This window comes from Shewanella bicestrii, assembly GCF_002216875.1.
Taxonomy (GTDB): Bacteria; Pseudomonadota; Gammaproteobacteria; order Enterobacterales; family Shewanellaceae; genus Shewanella; species Shewanella seohaensis.
Map to the genome: position 1 here is coordinate 3,507,169 of NZ_CP022358.1, position 17,790 is coordinate 3,524,958.

At 49.5% G+C, this 17,790-nt stretch carries 16 protein-coding genes; 8 read left to right on the forward strand and 8 right to left on the reverse strand.

All coding sequences use genetic code 11. From position 1 onward, the window contains the following. Positions 1–37: 37 nt before the first annotated feature. Both CF168_RS15330 and CF168_RS15335 read right to left on the reverse strand, forming a co-directional pair. Positions 38–3,187, reverse strand: coding sequence for an efflux RND transporter permease subunit (locus CF168_RS15330; RefSeq protein ID WP_089068249.1), 3,150 nt, complete (start codon positions 3,185–3,187; stop codon positions 38–40). A 13-nt stretch (positions 3,188–3,200) separates the two neighbouring features. After that, complete coding sequence (locus tag CF168_RS15335; RefSeq protein WP_011716183.1) at positions 3,201–4,439, reverse strand: efflux RND transporter periplasmic adaptor subunit; 1,239 nt, start codon at positions 4,437–4,439, stop codon at positions 3,201–3,203. Between the two features lie 359 nt (positions 4,440–4,798). Here CF168_RS15335 and CF168_RS15340 point away from each other — a divergent pair, with 359 nt between their 5' ends. Continuing rightward, positions 4,799–5,419: a TetR/AcrR family transcriptional regulator gene (locus tag CF168_RS15340; protein WP_011716182.1), complete on the forward strand. Its 621-nt coding sequence runs from the start codon at positions 4,799–4,801 to the stop codon at positions 5,417–5,419. Between the two features lie 88 nt (positions 5,420–5,507). Here CF168_RS15340 and CF168_RS15345 read toward each other — a convergent pair whose 3' ends face one another. Then, a complete protein-coding gene (locus CF168_RS15345; RefSeq protein WP_089068250.1) occupies positions 5,508–5,936 on the reverse strand; it encodes an OsmC family protein in 429 nt (142 codons plus the stop codon). A 203-nt stretch (positions 5,937–6,139) separates the two neighbouring features. Between CF168_RS15345 and CF168_RS15350 the strand changes: the two genes are divergently transcribed. After that, positions 6,140–6,958, forward strand: a complete 819-nt coding sequence (locus CF168_RS15350) for a substrate-binding periplasmic protein (RefSeq protein ID WP_089068251.1) — start codon at positions 6,140–6,142, stop codon at positions 6,956–6,958. A 15-nt stretch (positions 6,959–6,973) separates the two neighbouring features. On the opposite strand, the gene CF168_RS15355 is transcribed toward CF168_RS15350, so the two are convergent. Next, the gene (locus CF168_RS15355; RefSeq protein ID WP_089068984.1) at positions 6,974–7,867 is read right to left on the reverse strand and encodes a LysR family transcriptional regulator; all 894 of its coding nucleotides are present in this window, start codon (positions 7,865–7,867) and stop codon (positions 6,974–6,976) included. A 135-nt stretch (positions 7,868–8,002) separates the two neighbouring features. Here CF168_RS15355 and CF168_RS15360 point away from each other — a divergent pair, with 135 nt between their 5' ends. Both CF168_RS15360 and CF168_RS15365 read left to right on the forward strand, forming a co-directional pair. Then, positions 8,003–9,259, forward strand: coding sequence for an adenylosuccinate synthase (locus CF168_RS15360; protein WP_089068252.1), 1,257 nt, complete (start codon positions 8,003–8,005; stop codon positions 9,257–9,259). Between the two features lie 187 nt (positions 9,260–9,446). Continuing rightward, on the forward strand, positions 9,447–9,860 hold the full coding sequence (locus CF168_RS15365) for a thioesterase family protein (RefSeq protein WP_089068253.1): 414 nt from the start codon (positions 9,447–9,449) through the stop codon (positions 9,858–9,860). A gap of 8 nt (positions 9,861–9,868) precedes the next feature. Here the strand turns inward: CF168_RS15365 and CF168_RS15370 are convergent, their stop codons facing one another. Both CF168_RS15370 and CF168_RS15375 read right to left on the reverse strand, forming a co-directional pair. Then, positions 9,869–11,395, reverse strand: a complete 1,527-nt coding sequence (locus CF168_RS15370; RefSeq protein WP_089068254.1) for a putative bifunctional diguanylate cyclase/phosphodiesterase — start codon at positions 11,393–11,395, stop codon at positions 9,869–9,871. A gap of 85 nt (positions 11,396–11,480) precedes the next feature. Then, positions 11,481–12,320, reverse strand: coding sequence for an HDOD domain-containing protein (locus tag CF168_RS15375; protein WP_011716177.1), 840 nt, complete (start codon positions 12,318–12,320; stop codon positions 11,481–11,483). A 373-nt stretch (positions 12,321–12,693) separates the two neighbouring features. On the opposite strand from CF168_RS15375, the gene yegQ reads away from it, so the two are divergent. Together yegQ and CF168_RS15385 are read left to right on the forward strand one after the other, a co-directional pair. After that, positions 12,694–14,058, forward strand: a complete 1,365-nt coding sequence (gene yegQ / locus CF168_RS15380) for a tRNA 5-hydroxyuridine modification protein YegQ (RefSeq protein WP_089068255.1) — start codon at positions 12,694–12,696, stop codon at positions 14,056–14,058. Between the two features lie 3 nt (positions 14,059–14,061). Continuing rightward, positions 14,062–14,313, forward strand: coding sequence for a YfhL family 4Fe-4S dicluster ferredoxin (locus tag CF168_RS15385; RefSeq protein ID WP_011621854.1), 252 nt, complete (start codon positions 14,062–14,064; stop codon positions 14,311–14,313). A gap of 85 nt (positions 14,314–14,398) precedes the next feature. Here CF168_RS15385 and ubiT read toward each other — a convergent pair whose 3' ends face one another. Beyond that, positions 14,399–14,935, reverse strand: coding sequence for a ubiquinone anaerobic biosynthesis accessory factor UbiT (gene ubiT, locus CF168_RS15390; protein WP_089068256.1), 537 nt, complete (start codon positions 14,933–14,935; stop codon positions 14,399–14,401). A 138-nt stretch (positions 14,936–15,073) separates the two neighbouring features. Between ubiT and ubiU the strand changes: the two genes are divergently transcribed. Beyond that, complete coding sequence (gene ubiU, locus CF168_RS15395) at positions 15,074–16,075, forward strand: ubiquinone anaerobic biosynthesis protein UbiU (RefSeq protein WP_089068257.1); 1,002 nt, start codon at positions 15,074–15,076, stop codon at positions 16,073–16,075. Between the two features lie 31 nt (positions 16,076–16,106). Then, positions 16,107–16,976 (forward strand): U32 family peptidase, encoded by an 870-nt coding sequence (locus CF168_RS15400; protein WP_089068985.1) that lies wholly within the window; start codon positions 16,107–16,109, stop codon positions 16,974–16,976. 29 nt (positions 16,977–17,005) lie between these two features. Here the strand turns inward: CF168_RS15400 and CF168_RS15405 are convergent, their stop codons facing one another. Next, positions 17,006–17,713 carry a DUF998 domain-containing protein gene (locus tag CF168_RS15405; protein ID WP_089068258.1) on the reverse strand — a complete coding sequence of 236 codons (708 nt, stop codon included), beginning with the start codon at positions 17,711–17,713 and terminating at the stop codon, positions 17,006–17,008. Positions 17,714–17,790 lie beyond the last annotated feature (77 nt).

Below are 17,790 nucleotides of genomic sequence, written 5' to 3' on the forward strand. Positions count from 1 at the left end.
AGGTCTTTTAAGGAGATAACAGATTGAACTGGCTTAATTATTGTGCCGTTAGCGCTTCCGCTTTACGGCGACCGCGTTTAGCAAGGGCATAGTAAAATAGCGGCGTCAGGATTAACCCAAACAGTGTCACTCCTATCATACCGGCAAATACCGCAACCCCCATGGCCTGACGCATCTCGGCGCCCGCGCCCGTTGAAAACACCATAGGCACCACCCCCATGATAAAGGCAATCGAGGTCATCAAGATGGGGCGTAAGCGTAAGCGTGCCGCCTCAAGAATCGACTCCATGACTTCCATACCATGGTCTTGTTTTTCCTTGGCAAATTCGACAATCAGAATCGCGTTCTTGGTCGCTAAGCCCACGAGGACGATAAGACCAATCTGGGTGAAAATATTATTATCGCCGCCATAGATAAGCACACCACTGAGCGCTGAGAGTAAGGTCATTGGGATAATTAAGATAATCGCCAATGGTAAACTCAAACTCTCGTACTGCGCCGCCAGCACCATAAATACCAGCAGGATCACCAGAGGGAACACTAACAAGCCTGTGTTACCGGCGAGGATCTGCTGATAGGTCAGCTCAGTCCACTCGTAGGTCATGCCTATCGGCAAAGTCTCGGCGAGGATTTTCTCAATCGCTGCCTGCGCTTGGCCCGAACTCACACCGGATGCTGGGCCACCGTTAATCTCAGCCGTGGTGAAACCGTTATAGTGCATTACACGATCGGGTCCCGCGCTCTGACTCACATTAATAAAGGAGCCGAGTGGGATCATATCGCCATTCACATTAGGCACTTTTAGCTGACTAATTTGCTGCGGGCTTTGACGGAATACTTCGTCGGCCTGCATATTCACCTGATAGGTTCGACCGAAACGATTGAAGTCGTTGACATAGGTCGAGCCCATATAGGTTTGTAATGTCTGGAAAATTTGATCGAGCGACACTGCCTGCTGTTTCGCTTTAGTCCGATCGATATCCAGTTCAAGTTGTGGCACGTTCACTTGATAGCTAGAGAAAATCCCCGCTAATTGTGGATCGGCCCACGCCTTGTACATCACTTGTTGGGTCACCTGATACAAGGCCTCATAACCAAGGTTGGCTCTGTCTTGAATTTGCAGACGGAACCCTCCAATAGTGCCGAGGCCTTGCACAGGTGGCGGCGGGAAGATGGCAATAAACGCATCCTGAATACCAGCAAATTGCTGATTTAATTGGCCAGCAATCGCATTCGCCGACAGCTCAGGACTCTTACGTAACTCAAAATCATCTAGGGCAACAAACACGACGCCCGAGTTAGGACTATTGGTAAAACCGTTAATACTCAGACCGGGGAAGGCAATAGAGTGCGCCACACCGGGATGATTTAAGGCGATGTCGGACATTTTCTTGATCACCGCATCGGTACGCTCGAGTGAGGCCGCATCCGGTAATTGGGCAAATGCCACTAAATACTGTTTATCCTGTCCTGGCACATAGCCCGTTGGGGTATTTACAAATTGCACGCCCGTAAGCACAACCATCCCCAGATACACCAGTCCGATAATGCCGCCAAAACGGATCACCTTACGCACTAAATAGCCATAACCCTCTGATGCACGGTTGAATAAGCGATTGAATGGCGTAAATAACCAACCACCAAACAGCTTATCCATTAACCGAGTAAGCGCATCTTTAGGCGCATCATGGCCCTTGAGCAACAGCGCCGATAACGCTGGGCTCAAAGTGAGCGAGTTAATGGCCGAAATAAAGGTCGAAATCGTGATAGTCAGGGCGAACTGCTTATAAAACTGCCCCGTTAATCCGCTCATAAAGGCGGTCGGAATAAACACCGCGGCCAACACTAAGGTGGTTGCCACAATCGGCCCAGTCACTTCCTTCATGGCTTTTTGTGTTGCGGCAATGGGGCTTAAACCCGAGGCGATATTTCGCTCCACGTTTTCTACCACTACGATGGCATCGTCCACCACAATCCCGATGGCCAGCACCAAACCAAACAGCGACAACGCATTGAGCGAGAAGCCCATCAAGTGCATAAAGGCGAAGGTACCCACCAAAGACACAGGCACGGCCACCAGCGGAATAATCGAGGCGCGCCAAGTCTGCAGGAACAGCACCACCACGAGCACCACTAAGAGCACGGCTTCGAGTAAGGTTTTCACCACCGCATGGATAGAGCCACGCACAAACACCGTCGGATCGTACACTATCTCGTATTGCAGCCCTTCGGGGAAAGACTTAGCCAGTCTTGCCATTTCGGCGCGCACATCATCGGAGATTTGAATCGCATTCGAGCCTGATGCTTGGAACACAGGAATAGCTACCGCGTCCTTGTTATCTAGCAATGAACGCAGTGCATAGCTGGTTGCACCGAGTTCGACGCGTGCCACATCCTTAAGACGGATCACCTCACCGTTTTGACCAACCTTGATAATAATGTCTTCGAATTCTGACAGTTCAGTCAGACGACCCTTAACGTTGATCAAGAGTTGGAAGTCGGCATTACCACTAGGCTGCGCCCCTAAACTGCCCGCTGCCGCTTGCTGATTTTGCTCACGTACGGCGGCAATAATTTCAGCTGGCGACATGCCAAGCGCCGAGACTTTATTTGGGTCAAGCCAGATCCGCAGACTATATTCGCCCGCACCGAATAAACGCACCGCGCCCACGCCTTTGATGCGTGCTAACTCATCTTTTACGTTGAGCGCCGCGTAGTTAGACAAATACAGCATGTCATAACGGTTATCCGGCGACAGTAAATGCACCACCATGGTTAAGTCTGGCGATGACTTTTCGGTCACAATCCCTAGGCGTTGAACCTCCTGCGGCAAACGAGGCATAGCTCGGTCAACCCGGCTCTGCACTTGGGTTTGCGCCCTGTCCACATCGGTGCCAATGGCGAAGGTGATGGTCAAGGTCATGCGTCCATCGGATGTCGCCTGCGATGACATATACAGCATGTCTTCGACGCCATTGATTTCCTGCTCTAAGGGCGAGGCAACCGTTTCGGCGATGACCTTAGGGTTAGCGCCAGGGTAATTGGCGGTCACCACGACCGTCGGAGGCACCACTTCAGGGTATTCGGTAATGGGTAATTGCCAGACGGCAATCGCCCCGGTGATAAAAAACAGCAGCGAGAGAACGGCTGCAAATATCGGTCTTTTAATAAAAAACTGCGACAACATTCTGTTGGATTCCTTAACCGCGGCTCGCTACTTCAACGTCTGGAGTGGTGATATTTTCTTGATGTTTATCAAGCAGTAATTGAGCTTGACGAAGCGCCTCTAGCTGTTCGCTGTCGGCCATATCAACCAGGTGTGGCTCAATTTGCATCTTAGGACGAACCCTTTGCATACCATTGACGACGATTTTGTCGTCTGCCGCTAAACCTTGCTTAACGATGCGTAAACCTTGAACTTTTTCACCTAAGGTGACGCCGCGATACTCCACGGTGCCATCGTTTGCCACCACTAAGACGAACTTGTTGTTCAGATCGGTGCCCACGGCTTTATCGTCAATTAAGATGCCGTCATAGGCGCCGCTACCAGCGGTACGTAATCTGGCGAACAGACCAGGGAGCAGGCTGTTGTCTTCATTGCTAAACGTGGCACGTACTCGAATAGTGCCCGTCTGTCTGTCCATCGAGTTATCGACAAAGTCCACTAGGCCTATGTGTTGATATTCGCGCTCGTTAGCCAGCGCCATATACACGGGATTGTCGCCGGCACGAGGGTCTTTACGCTTTTTCTCGGCGGTTAACTTGACGTATTTCAGATAGGTTTGCTCATCCACATCGAAGTAGGCATACATGCTGGCGGTCGACACTAAGCTGGTTAATACACTCTGCCCCGCAGACACATAGTTACCCGCGGTGACATTGGCGTAGGAGGCTCGGCCATCAATCGGCGCGCGCACTTGGGTGTAATCTAAGTCCAACTCGGCACGCAGCAGCGCCGCTTTTACAGAGGCTACGGCCGCCGTGGTTTGACGTTTGTTAGACTCACGGGTATCGAGTAATTCTGCAGATACCGCCTTTTGGGCAAAGAGTTTGCGGGCGCGTTCTAAGTCGTTAGTGGCCAGTTGCTCAGCAGAGAGCGCGCTAGCAAGATCTGCTCTTAACCGGGCCACTTCCGCTTCGAACACACTCGCATCGATATGGAATAGCACATCGCCTTTTTTCACTAAGGCGCCTTCTTTAAAGTTTACCGACGCGATATACCCAGATACGCGTGGCACTAAGGTCACACTCTCTGGCGCCTGCAAACGGCCAGTAAATTCATCCCACTCGGTAACGCGCTCATGCAATACCTGCGCAACATCAACCTTAGGTGCACCCGGTGCTTGCCCCTGCTGGGCTTCGGGTTCACCACAGGCCGAAAGGACAAAAGCCGCCACGGCAGTCAACATCAATATCCGTAAAGGTTGGTTACTTTTCATCTTACAATCCTCATGTGGCAGGCATTTATCTCGTTTAAGACAGACATCAGTGATGGGCACTCGGTCAAAACCAATAAATACCGACTGGTAAAAAATATTATGTACTGAGCGGTAATATATAGTGTAAAATGACCCTGTCAACTTATTTTGTACCGATGAGTATTTAATTTTTTGTGACAGCTTGAAACTATGTAGTTAAGCCTTTGAGGTAATTAGCCACAGCGAACGTGCTATGTGGGCTTGAATGGACGATATATTTTGGTGAGTTACTCACCTAACCCGCAGACAGCAGGCAAGAGTGGCTGGACATGAACTAAACCCATGTCTATCCTAGGGGCAATTGAGAATTGAGGAGCCTAATGATGTCAACCGTCACCCAGACGCCCTGCGTAGGTCGCCCACGAGCCTTCGACGCCGACGATGCATTGGCCAAAGCCTTGGAAGTCTTCTGGCAAAAAGGTTTTGAAGGTACATCGTTAACCGATCTGACTCAGGCCATGGGCATCAACAAACCCAGCCTATATGCCGCCTTTGGTAATAAAGAGCAGCTTTTTCTGAAAGCGATCGAGTTATACGAGCAGCGACCCTGTGCATTTTTCTATCCTTCGCTTGAAAAAGAAACCGCCTATCAAGTGGTTGAGGCCATGCTCTATGGCGCAGCATCATCTTTAGTGGATGAGAGTCACCCCCAAGGCTGCTTGATTGTTCAAGGCGCCCTCGCCTGTAGCGAAGCCGGACAAGCGATCAAAGATACTTTAATTACCCGCCGCCGTGACGGTGAACAGGCACTATGCCAACGTCTGCAACGGGCAAAGGATGAAGGCGATTTACCCGCAGATGCCGATCCGCTGCTGCTATCTCGATATATAGGCACAGTGCTGCAAGGCATGGCAGTGCAAGCCACCAATGGCATATGCCCTGGAGAATTACGCAAAGTCGCCGAGCTAGTGTTAGCCAACTTTCCGAAAAATAATGCGTGATAGTGCGACTAGCTGATAACCATTGACATAAACCCCAGCAAACTCTGGGGTTTATGCTTTTAAGCCGCTATCGAAATTAATCTTGAGATTAGTGCTGAACTTGGTGAGTGACTAAGCTTGGGCGCAGCAGATTGTCGTGGACAGGGCAACGGTTACACACAGTATCTAAAAACTCGCTCTTTTGTGCATTGGTTAAGTCAGCATCAATGCTGGCATTGATGGCAATTTCTTTAAATCCCACAGGATCATCCGAAGGCTGGCCTAGTAATCCCGCCGAATTCATCACGGCTCTGACATGCACATCGAACTGGCGAATGGTGATATTTCGCTCACGCGCAACCATCTTAGCAATCGCCGAGATACAGCCTCCGAGCGAAAATAAAAAGGTCTCTAAGGGATTAGCGCCTTCATTGGTCGCGCTGGGTTGATCGATAATCAGCAAATGCTCACGTACTTGCGCCGTAACCTTCCAACCGCTTCCCATATGTGTGGTGACTTCAACGACTTTATCCGCCATGACTTACTCTATTAGTTTTTTTTCAATCAGATTATTCTAATAATTAAAAAACCAAAAGTCACAACTTAAGATCACAGTTTTATGGCCTAACTCGTTTTGTCATAAACAATCTCGGCCACATCACAAATCGCAAAATCATTAGGTTCGTTATAGGCACTTATGATATAAATTTCCGATTAGGAATAGGATGATACGGAAATAAGATGCGTGTTTGCAGCCCAACAAGGAATGAATTTCAGCGTGTAATAAATAACCCGCTGACGTTGTTGACTGCGGCTTGCTTATTTTTATTCTCTGCCACAACCCACTCCTCCTTTGCCCAAGAAAGCCAAAGTAGCCCACAAGCCGCAGGCCATAGCATCACCTTAGCCGCCGAAGACAGCTGGCCACCGTTTGCCAATCAGTTTGGCCAAGGGATCTCCCATCGCCTTATCGCGGCGGCATTCAAACAATCTCAAGTGGAAGTCAACAGCCTAGTCGTGCCCTATAGCCGCGCCCTTATGATGGCCGAAAAAGGTGCCGTCGATGGAGTCTTTAACGTGACCCGCGAGGCGAGTACCGAGCAACGTTTTGTGTTTGGTAACACGCCGCTATTTGTGGCGAAAGCCTCTTTTTATCAACGTAAACAACGCCCGCTCATCGCCGCCAATAAATGGGAAATTCCTAAGGGCAGCATAGTCGGGGTCATAAAAAGTTATGAGTATGGCGATGAGTTTCCCGAACTGGTGAAACAGCGCCAACTGAATGTCATCACGGTCGCCAACCAACAGCAACTGATTAATCTGTTGATGATTGGCCGAGTCGATGCGGCGGTCATGTTCGATTTAGTCGCACAGGAAAACCTGCAAAAAATGGGCGTCAGTGACGATGTGATCCCCGCCTTTAACAACCACAGCAGCGAGATTTATCTGGCCTTTTCGAAGGAAAACCCCAAAGCCGCACAACTCGCTAAAGAGCTAGATCTGGGCTTAACCCAGTTAAAAGCCAATGGACAGTATCAACAACTGCTTAGCACTAAGTAACCTTTCAAACCGCCATTAGCTGCCTTGAGTACGGATAATCTCTTGATTCACCCAATGTAACAGCTGCTTAATCGCCTTCGATAGGATCTGATTCTGCCGCACTATGTAACCCAAACTCGTGCTCGGAAACTGTGGCAATGGCGTGACTTTACTCTTTAAGTGCGTCTTAGTGTAAATCGAAAACTCAGGCACAATCGCCACCCCAAAGCCCGCTTCGGCCCAATCGATTTGCGCATCCACACTGCCGACTTCCATGATCCGATAACGGGGTAAATTTAAGGTCGGTAATGCGGGATCGAGCAACTCGCGGGTACGGGTATCATGGCCGAGCAGAATCAAGGTTGGCCGCTCCGCATGGGGCGTATCATGGCTGGCTTGGCTTTGCTGCCACAGCTGCAAATTATCCCCAAGGGCACACCATTTGATTTGCTGTAACTCGGTAAAATGCAGCGGCTGACTCTCCTTTTGCGCGATCACAAAGCCTAAATCCGCCTCGGCATTAGTCACCAATTCAGAGGCTTGGGAAGACGTAGTATTAAGTAGGGAAAAATCAATCCCGGGGAATTCCGCTTTAAATAACTGAAATGGCTGAATAAGCAGCAAACGCGAAATGATATCGCTGGCTGCTATGGTCAAGGTGCCTTGACTGAGATCGTTGATAGCATTGAGATCCGCCTGACACACTTGCAGTTCCATCAAGGTCTTCTGGCTGCTCTCGAGTAAACGAAACCCCGCCTGAGTTAACCTAAACGGATTGCGCTCAATCAACTTAACTCGAGTATTCTGCTCCAGTTGTTTGATATGCAAGCTGACATTGGGCTGCGTCATATGCAGCGCCGCTGCCGCCTTTCCGAAGTGCTTACACTCGGCTAAGGTTACGAAGGTCTTTAACCAATGAAGTTCGAGCATCGCATTCATCTCCATCCATCAATTCAGCTCACCCTATGATATATGATTTCCTTATCACGACGATAACTATAATTAATTTCTCTTATTCATTAAGCAGGTCTAGCATAATCGCTTAATTCCTGTGGAGATGATGTTATGCCGTCTATCGTAGTTGTTGGTGCAAATTGGGGTGATGAAGGCAAAGGCCGAATCGTAGATTATTTAGCCGCAGATGCTGCAGCGAGTGTCCGCTTCCAAGGCGGTAACAACGCAGGCCATACGGTCGTTAACGACTTTGGCACCTTTAAATTACACCAATTACCTAGCGGTATTTTCAATCCAAACTGCGTTGCAGTACTTGGCCCTGGCATGGTGATCAGCCCTGAAAAACTCAGTGTTGAAATCGCTGAAGTCGAAGCGGCTGGCATTGAAGTTAAACTGTGCATTTCTGACCGTGCGACCCTGTGCTTACCTATCCATGCACTGGAAGATACCTTAGAAGAACAACGTTTAGGCGATCTGGCCTATGGTTCAACCCGTCAAGGGATTGCCCCAGCCTATGGCGACCGCGTAATGAAGAAAGGTATTCTGGTTGGCTGGTTAAACCAACCCGAAGTGCTGCAAGAACGCATTCAATTTATGCTCGACTGGAAACTGCCCCAGTTAAAAGCACTGTACCCAAGCTGTGACTTTAGCCAAACGGCTGCCGAAATGACCCAATGGTTATTGGATGTGACCGCCCCATGGCGTCCATTTATTTGCAACGTCACAGAGCCATTAAAAGCCTTACAAAAACAAGATGCTAACTTGTTATTTGAAGCGCAATTAGGTGCGGGTCGTGACTTGATTTACGGTGAGTATCCTTACACAACCTCTTCTAACGTGACGGCGGCTTTCGCAGGTCTGGGTAGTGGTTTACCAGCACTGCGCCCAGAGCGTGTGATTGCGGTAGCGAAAGCCTTCAGCTCATCTGTTGGTACTGGCACCTTAGTGACTGCAATGGAAGAGCAGGATGATTTTCGTAAAAACGCCAACGAGTTTGGTGCAACTACGGGTCGTCCACGTGATATGGGTTACTTCGATGCGGTTGCAACTCGTAACGGTGTTGAACTGCAAGCTGCGACTGAAATCGCCCTGACCAAGATTGACTGCCTGACTGGCATGAATGATCTTAAGATTTGTGTTGCCTACGAAGGCGAACACACTGAAAACCCAATTTGGCCACAGACTGCGGCATTAAGCCCAGTGTATGAGCAAATGGAAAGCTGGAGCGAAGACATTACTGGCTGTCGCACCTTCGAAAGCCTGCCAAAGGCGGCGCAACATTATGTTGAACGCATCGAAGCCTTAATGGGTGTGCGTGTGAGCATGGTGTCTGTAGGACCTGAACGCGACCAGATGATCATTCGCTAAGCGCTAGGCTTTAGCCACCGATTACCCTACAAAAAAGCCATATTCGTTTCGGCGAATATGGCTTTTTACTTTGTGTCGTCTAGATATTCTCAATCCTAACCACCTAATTTACCCGCACCTTGGGTTTTGTTTAGCCCGATAAACCGCTAGACTGCGCTCAATCAACATACTTCATATCGAAAACGCCATGCCGCAATTTAGCCCAAGTTATTCTTTCCCTGTGCAAATTTACTATGAAGATACGGATTTTTCTGGCGTGGTGTATCACCCGAACTTTTTGAAATACTTCGAGCGCGCCCGTGAGCATGTGATTGGCGCCGAGTGCTTGCGCGACCTCTGGCAACAGCAGCAATTGGGTTTTGCGGTGTATCGCAGCGACATGTTGTGCCACGAAGGGGTGGAGTTTGCCGATATCATCGATATCCGCACTAAGTTCTACTTTGAGAGTAAATATCGCACCGTCTGGCATCAGGAAATTTGGCGCCCAAATGGTAAAAAACCCGCGGTCACCGCCACCATTGAAATGGTGTGTATGAATCAGGCACGTCAACTTGCGCCCATGCCCGCCGACTTAATCGCCCAATTAAGCCAAGGGATGTAAAGCTAAGTCTAAGGATGTGAACCATTAACGCAGAGCATTTCGGGTCTGGGTCTTAGCTGGTTCCAGTTCATTTCAAGCTCTGCGGCCCGCATCGGCTTGGCATAAAAAATCCCTTGAATACGGTCGACGCCCATCTTCACTAACATATCGTGGATATTTACAGTCTCAACACCTTCGACCGTCACCTCATAGCCGAGCTTTTTCGCAATATTAATGCTGGCCTCAAGGATATATTCTGAAGGTTGGTTCGGCTCAAGATCCCGAAGAAAGGCTTTATCGATTTTGACTTCATTGGCGGGTAAATGCTTTAAATACGCCAACGATGAATGGCCCGTACCAAAGTCATCGATTGCCAATTTCACCCCAAGACGACGGATTTGTTCTAAGGTATCCACGGCCTTGTTTAAATCGGCCATCAGAGTGCTCTCGGTGATCTCAATCATCAAGCATTCTGGCGGTAATTTATAATGCTCGAGGCGAGTCGCGATATCATGGGGCAAGGTTTCACTGTCGAGATCTCGAGTCGAGAGATTAAGCGCCACGCACACAGACACGCCCGCCGCACGCCACTTTACCTGCTGCTGTAACACTTGCTCCAGCGCCCAATGGCTCACTAAATCGATCATCCCAGCGCACTCTGCCAGAGGAATAAATTCTCCGGGGGAAATAAACCCGAGCTCCTCATGCTCCCAGCGGATCAAGGCTTCGACTTGGGTGCAGGCGCCCGTGTGAATATCCTGCTTAGGCTGATACACCATATACAGATGATTTCGCTGTAAACCACTGGGAAGGCTGTCGATAATCTTAAGCTCCCTCAATTGGCGGATATCGTCATTCTCGCTGTAACAGGCGATGGCGCTACGGGTCGCGCGGGCCTTTTTAAGGGCAAGATCCAGCCTTCTGAGCATATGGCTGACATCGGCATGATGCTTAGCAAGTTGCAGACAACCAATCTGCATCCGCACACTGACGGGGGTATCTTTAATTTTAAAGGGCACCTGTAGTCGACCGCGTAAATGCAGCAGTTGCTCCTCCGACAGACTTTGCTCGTAATAGAGGAAAAACTCATCGCCGTTTAGGCGCGCAATCAACTTAGGTTTAAGGCTTAGACTGGTTAAGCGCTCGGCAAACTGTTTAAGCAGAATATCGCCAAACACAAAACCAAAGAGATCATTTACATAGCGAAAGCGATAAATATCGATAAGCACTAAAGTGCCTTGGGTGATGGGCATCAATGCGGTCAGTGAACGCTTAAGCCCGACACGGTTATTCAACCCTGTGAGTTTATCCTTACCCATGCCCGCAGGCAGCGCTGCGAGCATCTCGTTTAAGGAATGGTAAAGCGGTGCAAACTCCTGCGGTACCACAGGCACATTCAAAGGACGGCGTTCAATCTTTTGCTGATCGAGCTGCGGGCATAATTGCGCCAAAAATCGCTGCTGTAACCGCAGCGCTTGGTATCTAGCGAGTAATATATAAAGCACGGCTATCAAGATGATACCCAGTGCTAAACCGATAAATCCCAGAATAACCATAATTTGGCCTCAATCTTACCACGTAAGCTTAACCACCATTATCCCCTGACTCAGGGCAAGAATGGCTTCCCTATAGGCCCTACGACTACTGGTAACTCTCTCTGATTGAATGGAATTTATCCATAAATTCGTCACTAGCTAAATCATTCGCCGAGACGGGTAAACCACGACTCACAAAGACTTCCATCCGTTGCTCGAAATCGGCTCCGGCACGTAACTCACCGGTGTAAAAGGCTGCGGCACGGATAAAATCTAAATAGGTCACATGGTCTGGCAGATAAGGTAAATCCGCCCAGCGCTCAACCACTTCCATCACCTCTGGCGCAAAATCCCAACTCTTTAATACTGCGCGTCCTAATGGGCCTTGCATTTTACGTACTAAAGAGCGCAATTGATCAATACTGGTGAATAACTCTGGATGGGCTTCGGCTTCGGTCAAAACAGGTAATGCACCGATATTATGGACTAAACCTGCCAGTGTTAAGGTATCTAAATTGAGCTGCCCTGGGTGACGTCTATTATACATTTGCAACATGGCGCAGGCGGCCGCCGTTACTTCAATCGAGGTGCGCCACACTTCATCCATCACTTCCCAAACCATTTCATTGGTGGAAATAAATAGCTGCTCCATCGCCACTGAGGTCGCAATACTCTTGATTTGGATGAGGCCAATGCGAGACACAGCGCTACTAATGCTCTCGGCGGGAATGCCGCGGCTATATAAGGCACTGTTGGCCACTTTAATGATACGCGCCGAAATCGCCGCGTCTTGACCTATCACCTCACCCACTTGCTTTAGGCTCGCATCGGAGCGACTCACCACTTCTTGCACCCGCATGGCCACTTCGGGCAGGGTTGGCAACACTAAAGCATCATCTTTTAATTTTTTGAGTAATCCGACTAACAGTAGATGTTCAGTAGACATCTTCGCTCCCATCAATCTGCAAACATAAATCTTCAATAGTTGGAGTATATCAGTTGCCCACCGATTGATGGGCAGAAAAAAGCAACAGACGTTAATTATTTGTATGACGCTGTTATCAATTTCACCCAGAACGGCATACGAAACTTCTTGGCTATCCCTTGATTCGCTTAAGCGAAATCGCGCTAAACAAACAAGACGTCGCCAATACGCAGACAAGTGTCATCGCCCGCCATCACCTAGCTTAGGGGTATATTCGTAAAATGCGAACTATACCTAATCTTAGACGAGGTGATTTGCATAACCCTACTTTGATTGTGTAAAATGCCGCCCCCGCGCACTGCGCCTCCATCTACCAACCAATTCGAGAGTCATTATGTTTAAACCTGAGTTGTTATCTCCCGCTGGGACGCTGAAAAACATGCGTTACGCTTTTGCCTATGGTGCAGATGCCGTGTATGCCGGTCAGCCGAGATACAGCCTGAGGGTTCGTAATAACGACTTTAAAATGGAAAACCTCGCAACGGGTATCGAAGAAGCCCATGCGCTGGGTAAAAAGCTTTATGTGGTGAGTAACATTGCTCCCCACAACGCCAAGCTCAAAACCTATATCAAAGATATGGAACCGGTAGTGGCGATGAAGCCCGATGCGCTGATCATGTCAGATCCTGGCCTTATCATGATGGTGCGTGAGGCCTTCCCTGAGCAGGTGGTGCATTTATCGGTGCAAGCCAACGCCATAAACTGGGCGTCGGTCAAATTCTGGCAGACCCAAGGCATTAAACGGGTGATTTTATCCCGTGAATTGTCCTTAGATGAAATCGAAGAAATCCGTCAACGCTGCCCCGATATCGAGCTAGAAGTGTTTGTCCACGGCGCCCTGTGTATGGCTTACTCTGGTCGTTGTTTGCTGTCGGGTTATATCAATAAGCGCGATCCAAACCAAGGCACTTGCACAAACGCCTGCCGCTGGAAATACGACGTGCACGAAGCGCAGCAAACTGACTCTGGCGATATCATTGCCACCCTCAATGCGGTGCAAATCGAGACGCCAACCTTAGGCGCGGGTCCTGCGACCGACCAAATCTTCCTGCTGCAAGAAGCCAATCGCCCCGGCGAATACATGCCAGCATTTGAAGATGAGCATGGCACTTATATCATGAACTCTAAGGACTTGCGCGCAATCCAACACGTTGAGCGTTTGGCGAAAATGGGCATCGACTCGCTGAAGATCGAAGGCCGTACTAAGTCGTTCTACTATGTGGCCCGTACTGCCCAGCTATACCGTCAGGCCATCGACGATGCCGCCTCAGGCAAGAGCTTCGATCGCAGCCTGATGAACCAACTCGAAGGCTTAGCCCACCGCGGCTATACCGAAGGTTTCTTACGTCGCCACGTACATGATGAATATCAAAACTACGACTATGGTTACTCGGTCAGCGATACCCAACAATTTGTGGGTGAATTAACCGGTAAACGCAATCTGGCTGGCCTTGCCGAAATCGAAGTGAAGAACAAATTCTCTGTCGGTGATAGTGTTGAATTAATGACGCCGCAGGGCAATATCAGCCTCACCATCGAGCAACTCGAAAACCGCAAAGCCGAATCGGTTGAAGCGGGATTAGGTTCGGGCCATACCGTTTACTTGCCCGTGCCGAAAGAGGTTGATCTGAACCACGGCATTTTACTGCGTAACCTGCCCCAAGGTCAGGATACCCGCAACCCACACGAAGCAGGCTAAGGCATGGCATTACTGATCGACGACAGCTGCATCAATTGCGACATGTGTGAACCTGAATGCCCAAATCAGGCCATCACCATGGGGGAAGAAATCTACGAAATCGACCCAGACCGCTGCACCGAATGCGTAGGCCACTATGATAAGCCGACCTGCGTCTCCGTCTGTCCGATTGATTGTATTGACCCCGACCCTAACCGTGTCGAGTCCCACGATGAGCTGTTGGTCAAATTTGCCATACTCACGCAAAAAATTTAAGTGAGCATCGGCCATCCAAGCTAAAAAAAAGCCCCGCAATGTCAGCGGGGCTTTTGTTTATCACTTGATTACAGCCAAGTTCGCATCAGCTTAAGCTTGGGGATTTAGCCAAAATCACCGTCGGTTTTGCCTCAAGCTGCAATCGCACAATGGCATCGGCCAGCTTTTCAACGCTTAAGCGAATGGGTGTCGGCAGGCTGGCAAACTCGATACTCAGCAGTAGGTTTTTCACCTCAAGCCCTAACTCGGTATCGCCTTCGATACTCAGTTTACGTTGGAAAAACAACGTATCAGGGTCTTCTTTTGCCGCAGCGACCAATAACAGCTCGGCGGAATTAGCACTAAAGCTGACCTGGGCATCGGTCAGCTCACGCACCTGCCAGCGGCCATCGAAACTCACTTCAAAATACAGATTTAAATCTTCAACCCGAATCGCAACCCATTTATCTGCCAAGAAATCTAACTCGCCATCTTCGGCCTGCGGCGCCAGCAGCTGCGTTAAGAGTTGGCTAAGTACCTTGGCCTTGAGGCTAAAGGGCACTTTGGAGAGTGGCAAACGGATCAGTTTTGGGGTGAGTTCGAGCAGTTGTTTTGCAAGATTAGCTGAAAAAACAGCGGACATAAGCGGTTACCTAAGGCTAAAAAACACTATATCTCCCAGTTTACCGAGATTTTATGATCTTAAACCTGTTTTAAATCAATTCACCGCCATTCAATCTTCCCTACACTCTGCCCCTGTTATTTTATCGGGAGCACCATTATGGAGTTGTTGTGTCCAGCAGGAAACCTGGCCTCGCTAAAGTCGGCGCTGCAGGCCGGAGCCGATGCTGTCTACCTTGGGTTAAAGGATGATACCAATGCACGTTCATTCGCGGGCTTAAACTTCACCCCCGCAAAATTACAGGAAGCCGCCGATTTGACCCATCAGTGGGGCAAGAAAATCTTCCTCACTTTAAATACCTTTCCTAAGCCGAATGAGGAACACCGCTGGTATCAAGCCATCGACTTGGCGGCCAGCATTGGCGTCGATGCCTTAATCGTCGCCGATCTGTCACTGCTCGACTATGCCCATAGGCAATATCCGCATATTCCGCTGCATTTATCGGTACAGGCGAGCGCCACCAACTTGGGCGCACTGAGTTTTTATAAAGAGGCTTTTAATATCGCGCGAGTGGTATTACCCAGAGTACTGTCGATGAAACAAGTGCGCGACCTCGCCAAGGTCAGCCCGGTCGATTTGGAAGTCTTTGCCTTTGGCAGTCTGTGCATTATGGCCGAAGGCCGCTGCCACTTATCCTCCTATGTCACTGGCCAATCGCCAAATACTGGTGGCTCTTGCTCGCCAGCGAAACACGTGCGTTGGCAGGAACAGGGCCAAGACAGATTGACTCGGCTCAATGAGGTCTTGATTGATAAGTCAGGGCTCGATGAACAAATGGGTTACCCAGTGGTCTGTAAAGGCCGTTATCTCACCCAAGACGATGATAAACCGCAATATCTGCTCGAATCTCCCACCAGTTTAAATACCCTTAGCCTGCTGCCTGAGCTTGCCAAGGCGGGCATAGTGTCACTCAAGATTGAGGGGCGTCAGCGCAGCCCTGCCTATGTGGAACAGGTGACCAAGGTTTGGCGTCAAGCGATTGATACTTACCTTAATCATCCAGATAAATTCCAGACTCAGGCCCATTGGGAGCAAACCCTCGCGAAAGTCTCCGAAGGCCAAATTACCACCTTAGGCGCCTACGAGCGTGACTGGCAATAGCCCTAGCGATAACCACAAAGAAGAAACGATTATGAAAATTTCCCTCGGCCCACTGCTTTATTGCTGGGAAAAACAACAGGTCATCGACTTTTACCAGCAAGTGGCCAACAGTCAGATCCCGTTAGTATATTTGGGTGAAGCCGTTTGTAGCCGTCGACGCGAACTCAAGTTTGGCGACTATCTCGAACTGGCCAAAATGCTTAAATCTGCGGGTAAAGAGGTGGTGCTGTCGACGCTCGCCCTTATCGAAGCGCCCTCTGAATACACTGAGCTTAAACGTCAGGTCGACAATGGCGAATTTAGCATTGAGGCCAACGACATGGCGGCCGTGTATCTTGCTAAGGAGCACAAGCTGCCCTTTGTCTGCGGCGCCAGTATCAACAACTACAACCGCGCCAGTTTAGATATTTTGCAGCGCTTTGGTATGCAGCGCTTTGTAATGCCGGTAGAGCTGTCGAAGACTTGGCTTAGCCAAGTGGTCGCGCACAAGCCTACATTCGAAGTCGAAGTGCTCGGCCATGGCTATTTGCCACTCGCCCACTCGGCGCGCTGCTTTACGGCAAGACATCAACACTTGTCGAAGGACAGCTGCGAAACCGTTTGCCGCCAATACAGCAAGGGCTTACTGGCACAGACGCAAGAGGCGCAGCCCTTGCTCAGGTTAAATGGCATCCAAACCCAGTCGGCCAACTGTGTCGATTTGCGCAGCGAACTCCATGAAATGATAGAGATGGGCGTCGATGTATTTCGGGTTTCACCCAGCAGCTTAGCCTGCATCAGTAAGGCCGATGCACTGGTCGAGGCGTTAAAGACTGGGGCAACGGATGCTCAGTTTCCTCGCAGCGATGAGCACTGCAACGGTTACTGGTTTGGCGAGGCGGGACTGAAATCCTTAAGCTGATAGCTTTATGGGTTAATCACTCAAATCACTCACTCGGGAGCTTGCTCCTGAGCGAGTGATTGTGGTGTGAACAGCAGCGCCGCCGTCCAACTTAATAAACTCCCAAGCCCAATCCATTCCAGCAATGCCGGCCACCACAAATCGGGTCTAGGCAGTTGCAACACCATTTCTTGATAGAAGGGTCTGTCCCCCTCGGTTAAACCCAGTTCTAATAAGGGGGCGTAGAGAAAGGTCATCATGCTCAGCAACACCACCAGCGCTAACAATAGCGTTAAGGGTTGCCGCCTCTGTGAATTAAGCCCAGCCCACAGCAGATAACAGATTGCACTCGAACTACCGAAATAGAAAAACCATTTCAGGGCAAGGATATGCAGATGATACACATTGACCGGAAACAAACCCACGCAGGCCAAGGCTAAAAAGGTTAACGCCAGCGCGCAGTAAAAGGGATAGCCCCAAAAACCACCCACGGTTTGTAAGGATGACAGGCAGTAGAACACAATACTTAAACTGCCAAAAAATAACCCACCATTGAGCACCACCGCCAGGGATGAATGCCCATAGGTGCCCAATTCACTCAAGGTATGATTCAAAAAGTTGAAGGCTCGAGTCTCGGTATGATCGAAGCCTAACACCGCCACCGCTATCCCAAGCAATAATCCAAAAATACCAATAAAACCAAACTTAGTGGCGAGCGCAAAACCTCTTGTCGCGACGTTCATTTTTGTAACAGTCATGGATAATTTAGCTAAACAAAAGTAGTACTAACTTACATGGAATTGAAAATAATTAAAGCGGCGTCCATCCTCTTTAG

Bases quoted from the DNA above. Each gene is read 5' to 3' on its own strand.
- CF168_RS15365 (WP_089068253.1), top strand. From the start codon at position 9,447: ATGCCGCAATTTAGCCCAAGTTATTCTTTCCCTGTGCAAATTTACTAT.
- CF168_RS15400 (WP_089068985.1), top strand. From the start codon at position 16,107: ATGAAAATTTCCCTCGGCCCACTGCTTTATTGCTGGGAAAAACAACAG.
- CF168_RS15385 (WP_011621854.1), top strand. From the start codon at position 14,062: ATGGCATTACTGATCGACGACAGCTGCATCAATTGCGACATGTGTGAA.
- CF168_RS15330 (WP_089068249.1), bottom strand. From the start codon at position 3,187: ATGTTGTCGCAGTTTTTTATTAAAAGACCGATATTTGCAGCCGTTCTC.
- CF168_RS15370 (WP_089068254.1), bottom strand. From the start codon at position 11,395: ATGGTTATTCTGGGATTTATCGGTTTAGCACTGGGTATCATCTTGATA.
- CF168_RS15375 (WP_011716177.1), bottom strand. From the start codon at position 12,320: ATGTCTACTGAACATCTACTGTTAGTCGGATTACTCAAAAAATTAAAA.
- ubiT (WP_089068256.1), bottom strand. From the start codon at position 14,935: ATGTCCGCTGTTTTTTCAGCTAATCTTGCAAAACAACTGCTCGAACTC.
- ubiU (WP_089068257.1), top strand. From the start codon at position 15,074: ATGGAGTTGTTGTGTCCAGCAGGAAACCTGGCCTCGCTAAAGTCGGCG.
- CF168_RS15355 (WP_089068984.1), bottom strand. From the start codon at position 7,867: ATGCTCGAACTTCATTGGTTAAAGACCTTCGTAACCTTAGCCGAGTGT.
- CF168_RS15345 (WP_089068250.1), bottom strand. From the start codon at position 5,936: ATGGCGGATAAAGTCGTTGAAGTCACCACACATATGGGAAGCGGTTGG.
- CF168_RS15405 (WP_089068258.1), bottom strand. From the start codon at position 17,713: ATGACTGTTACAAAAATGAACGTCGCGACAAGAGGTTTTGCGCTCGCC.
- CF168_RS15340 (WP_011716182.1), top strand. From the start codon at position 4,799: ATGATGTCAACCGTCACCCAGACGCCCTGCGTAGGTCGCCCACGAGCC.
- CF168_RS15350 (WP_089068251.1), top strand. From the start codon at position 6,140: ATGCGTGTTTGCAGCCCAACAAGGAATGAATTTCAGCGTGTAATAAAT.
- CF168_RS15335 (WP_011716183.1), bottom strand. From the start codon at position 4,439: ATGAAAAGTAACCAACCTTTACGGATATTGATGTTGACTGCCGTGGCG.
- CF168_RS15360 (WP_089068252.1), top strand. From the start codon at position 8,003: ATGCCGTCTATCGTAGTTGTTGGTGCAAATTGGGGTGATGAAGGCAAA.
- yegQ (WP_089068255.1), top strand. From the start codon at position 12,694: ATGTTTAAACCTGAGTTGTTATCTCCCGCTGGGACGCTGAAAAACATG.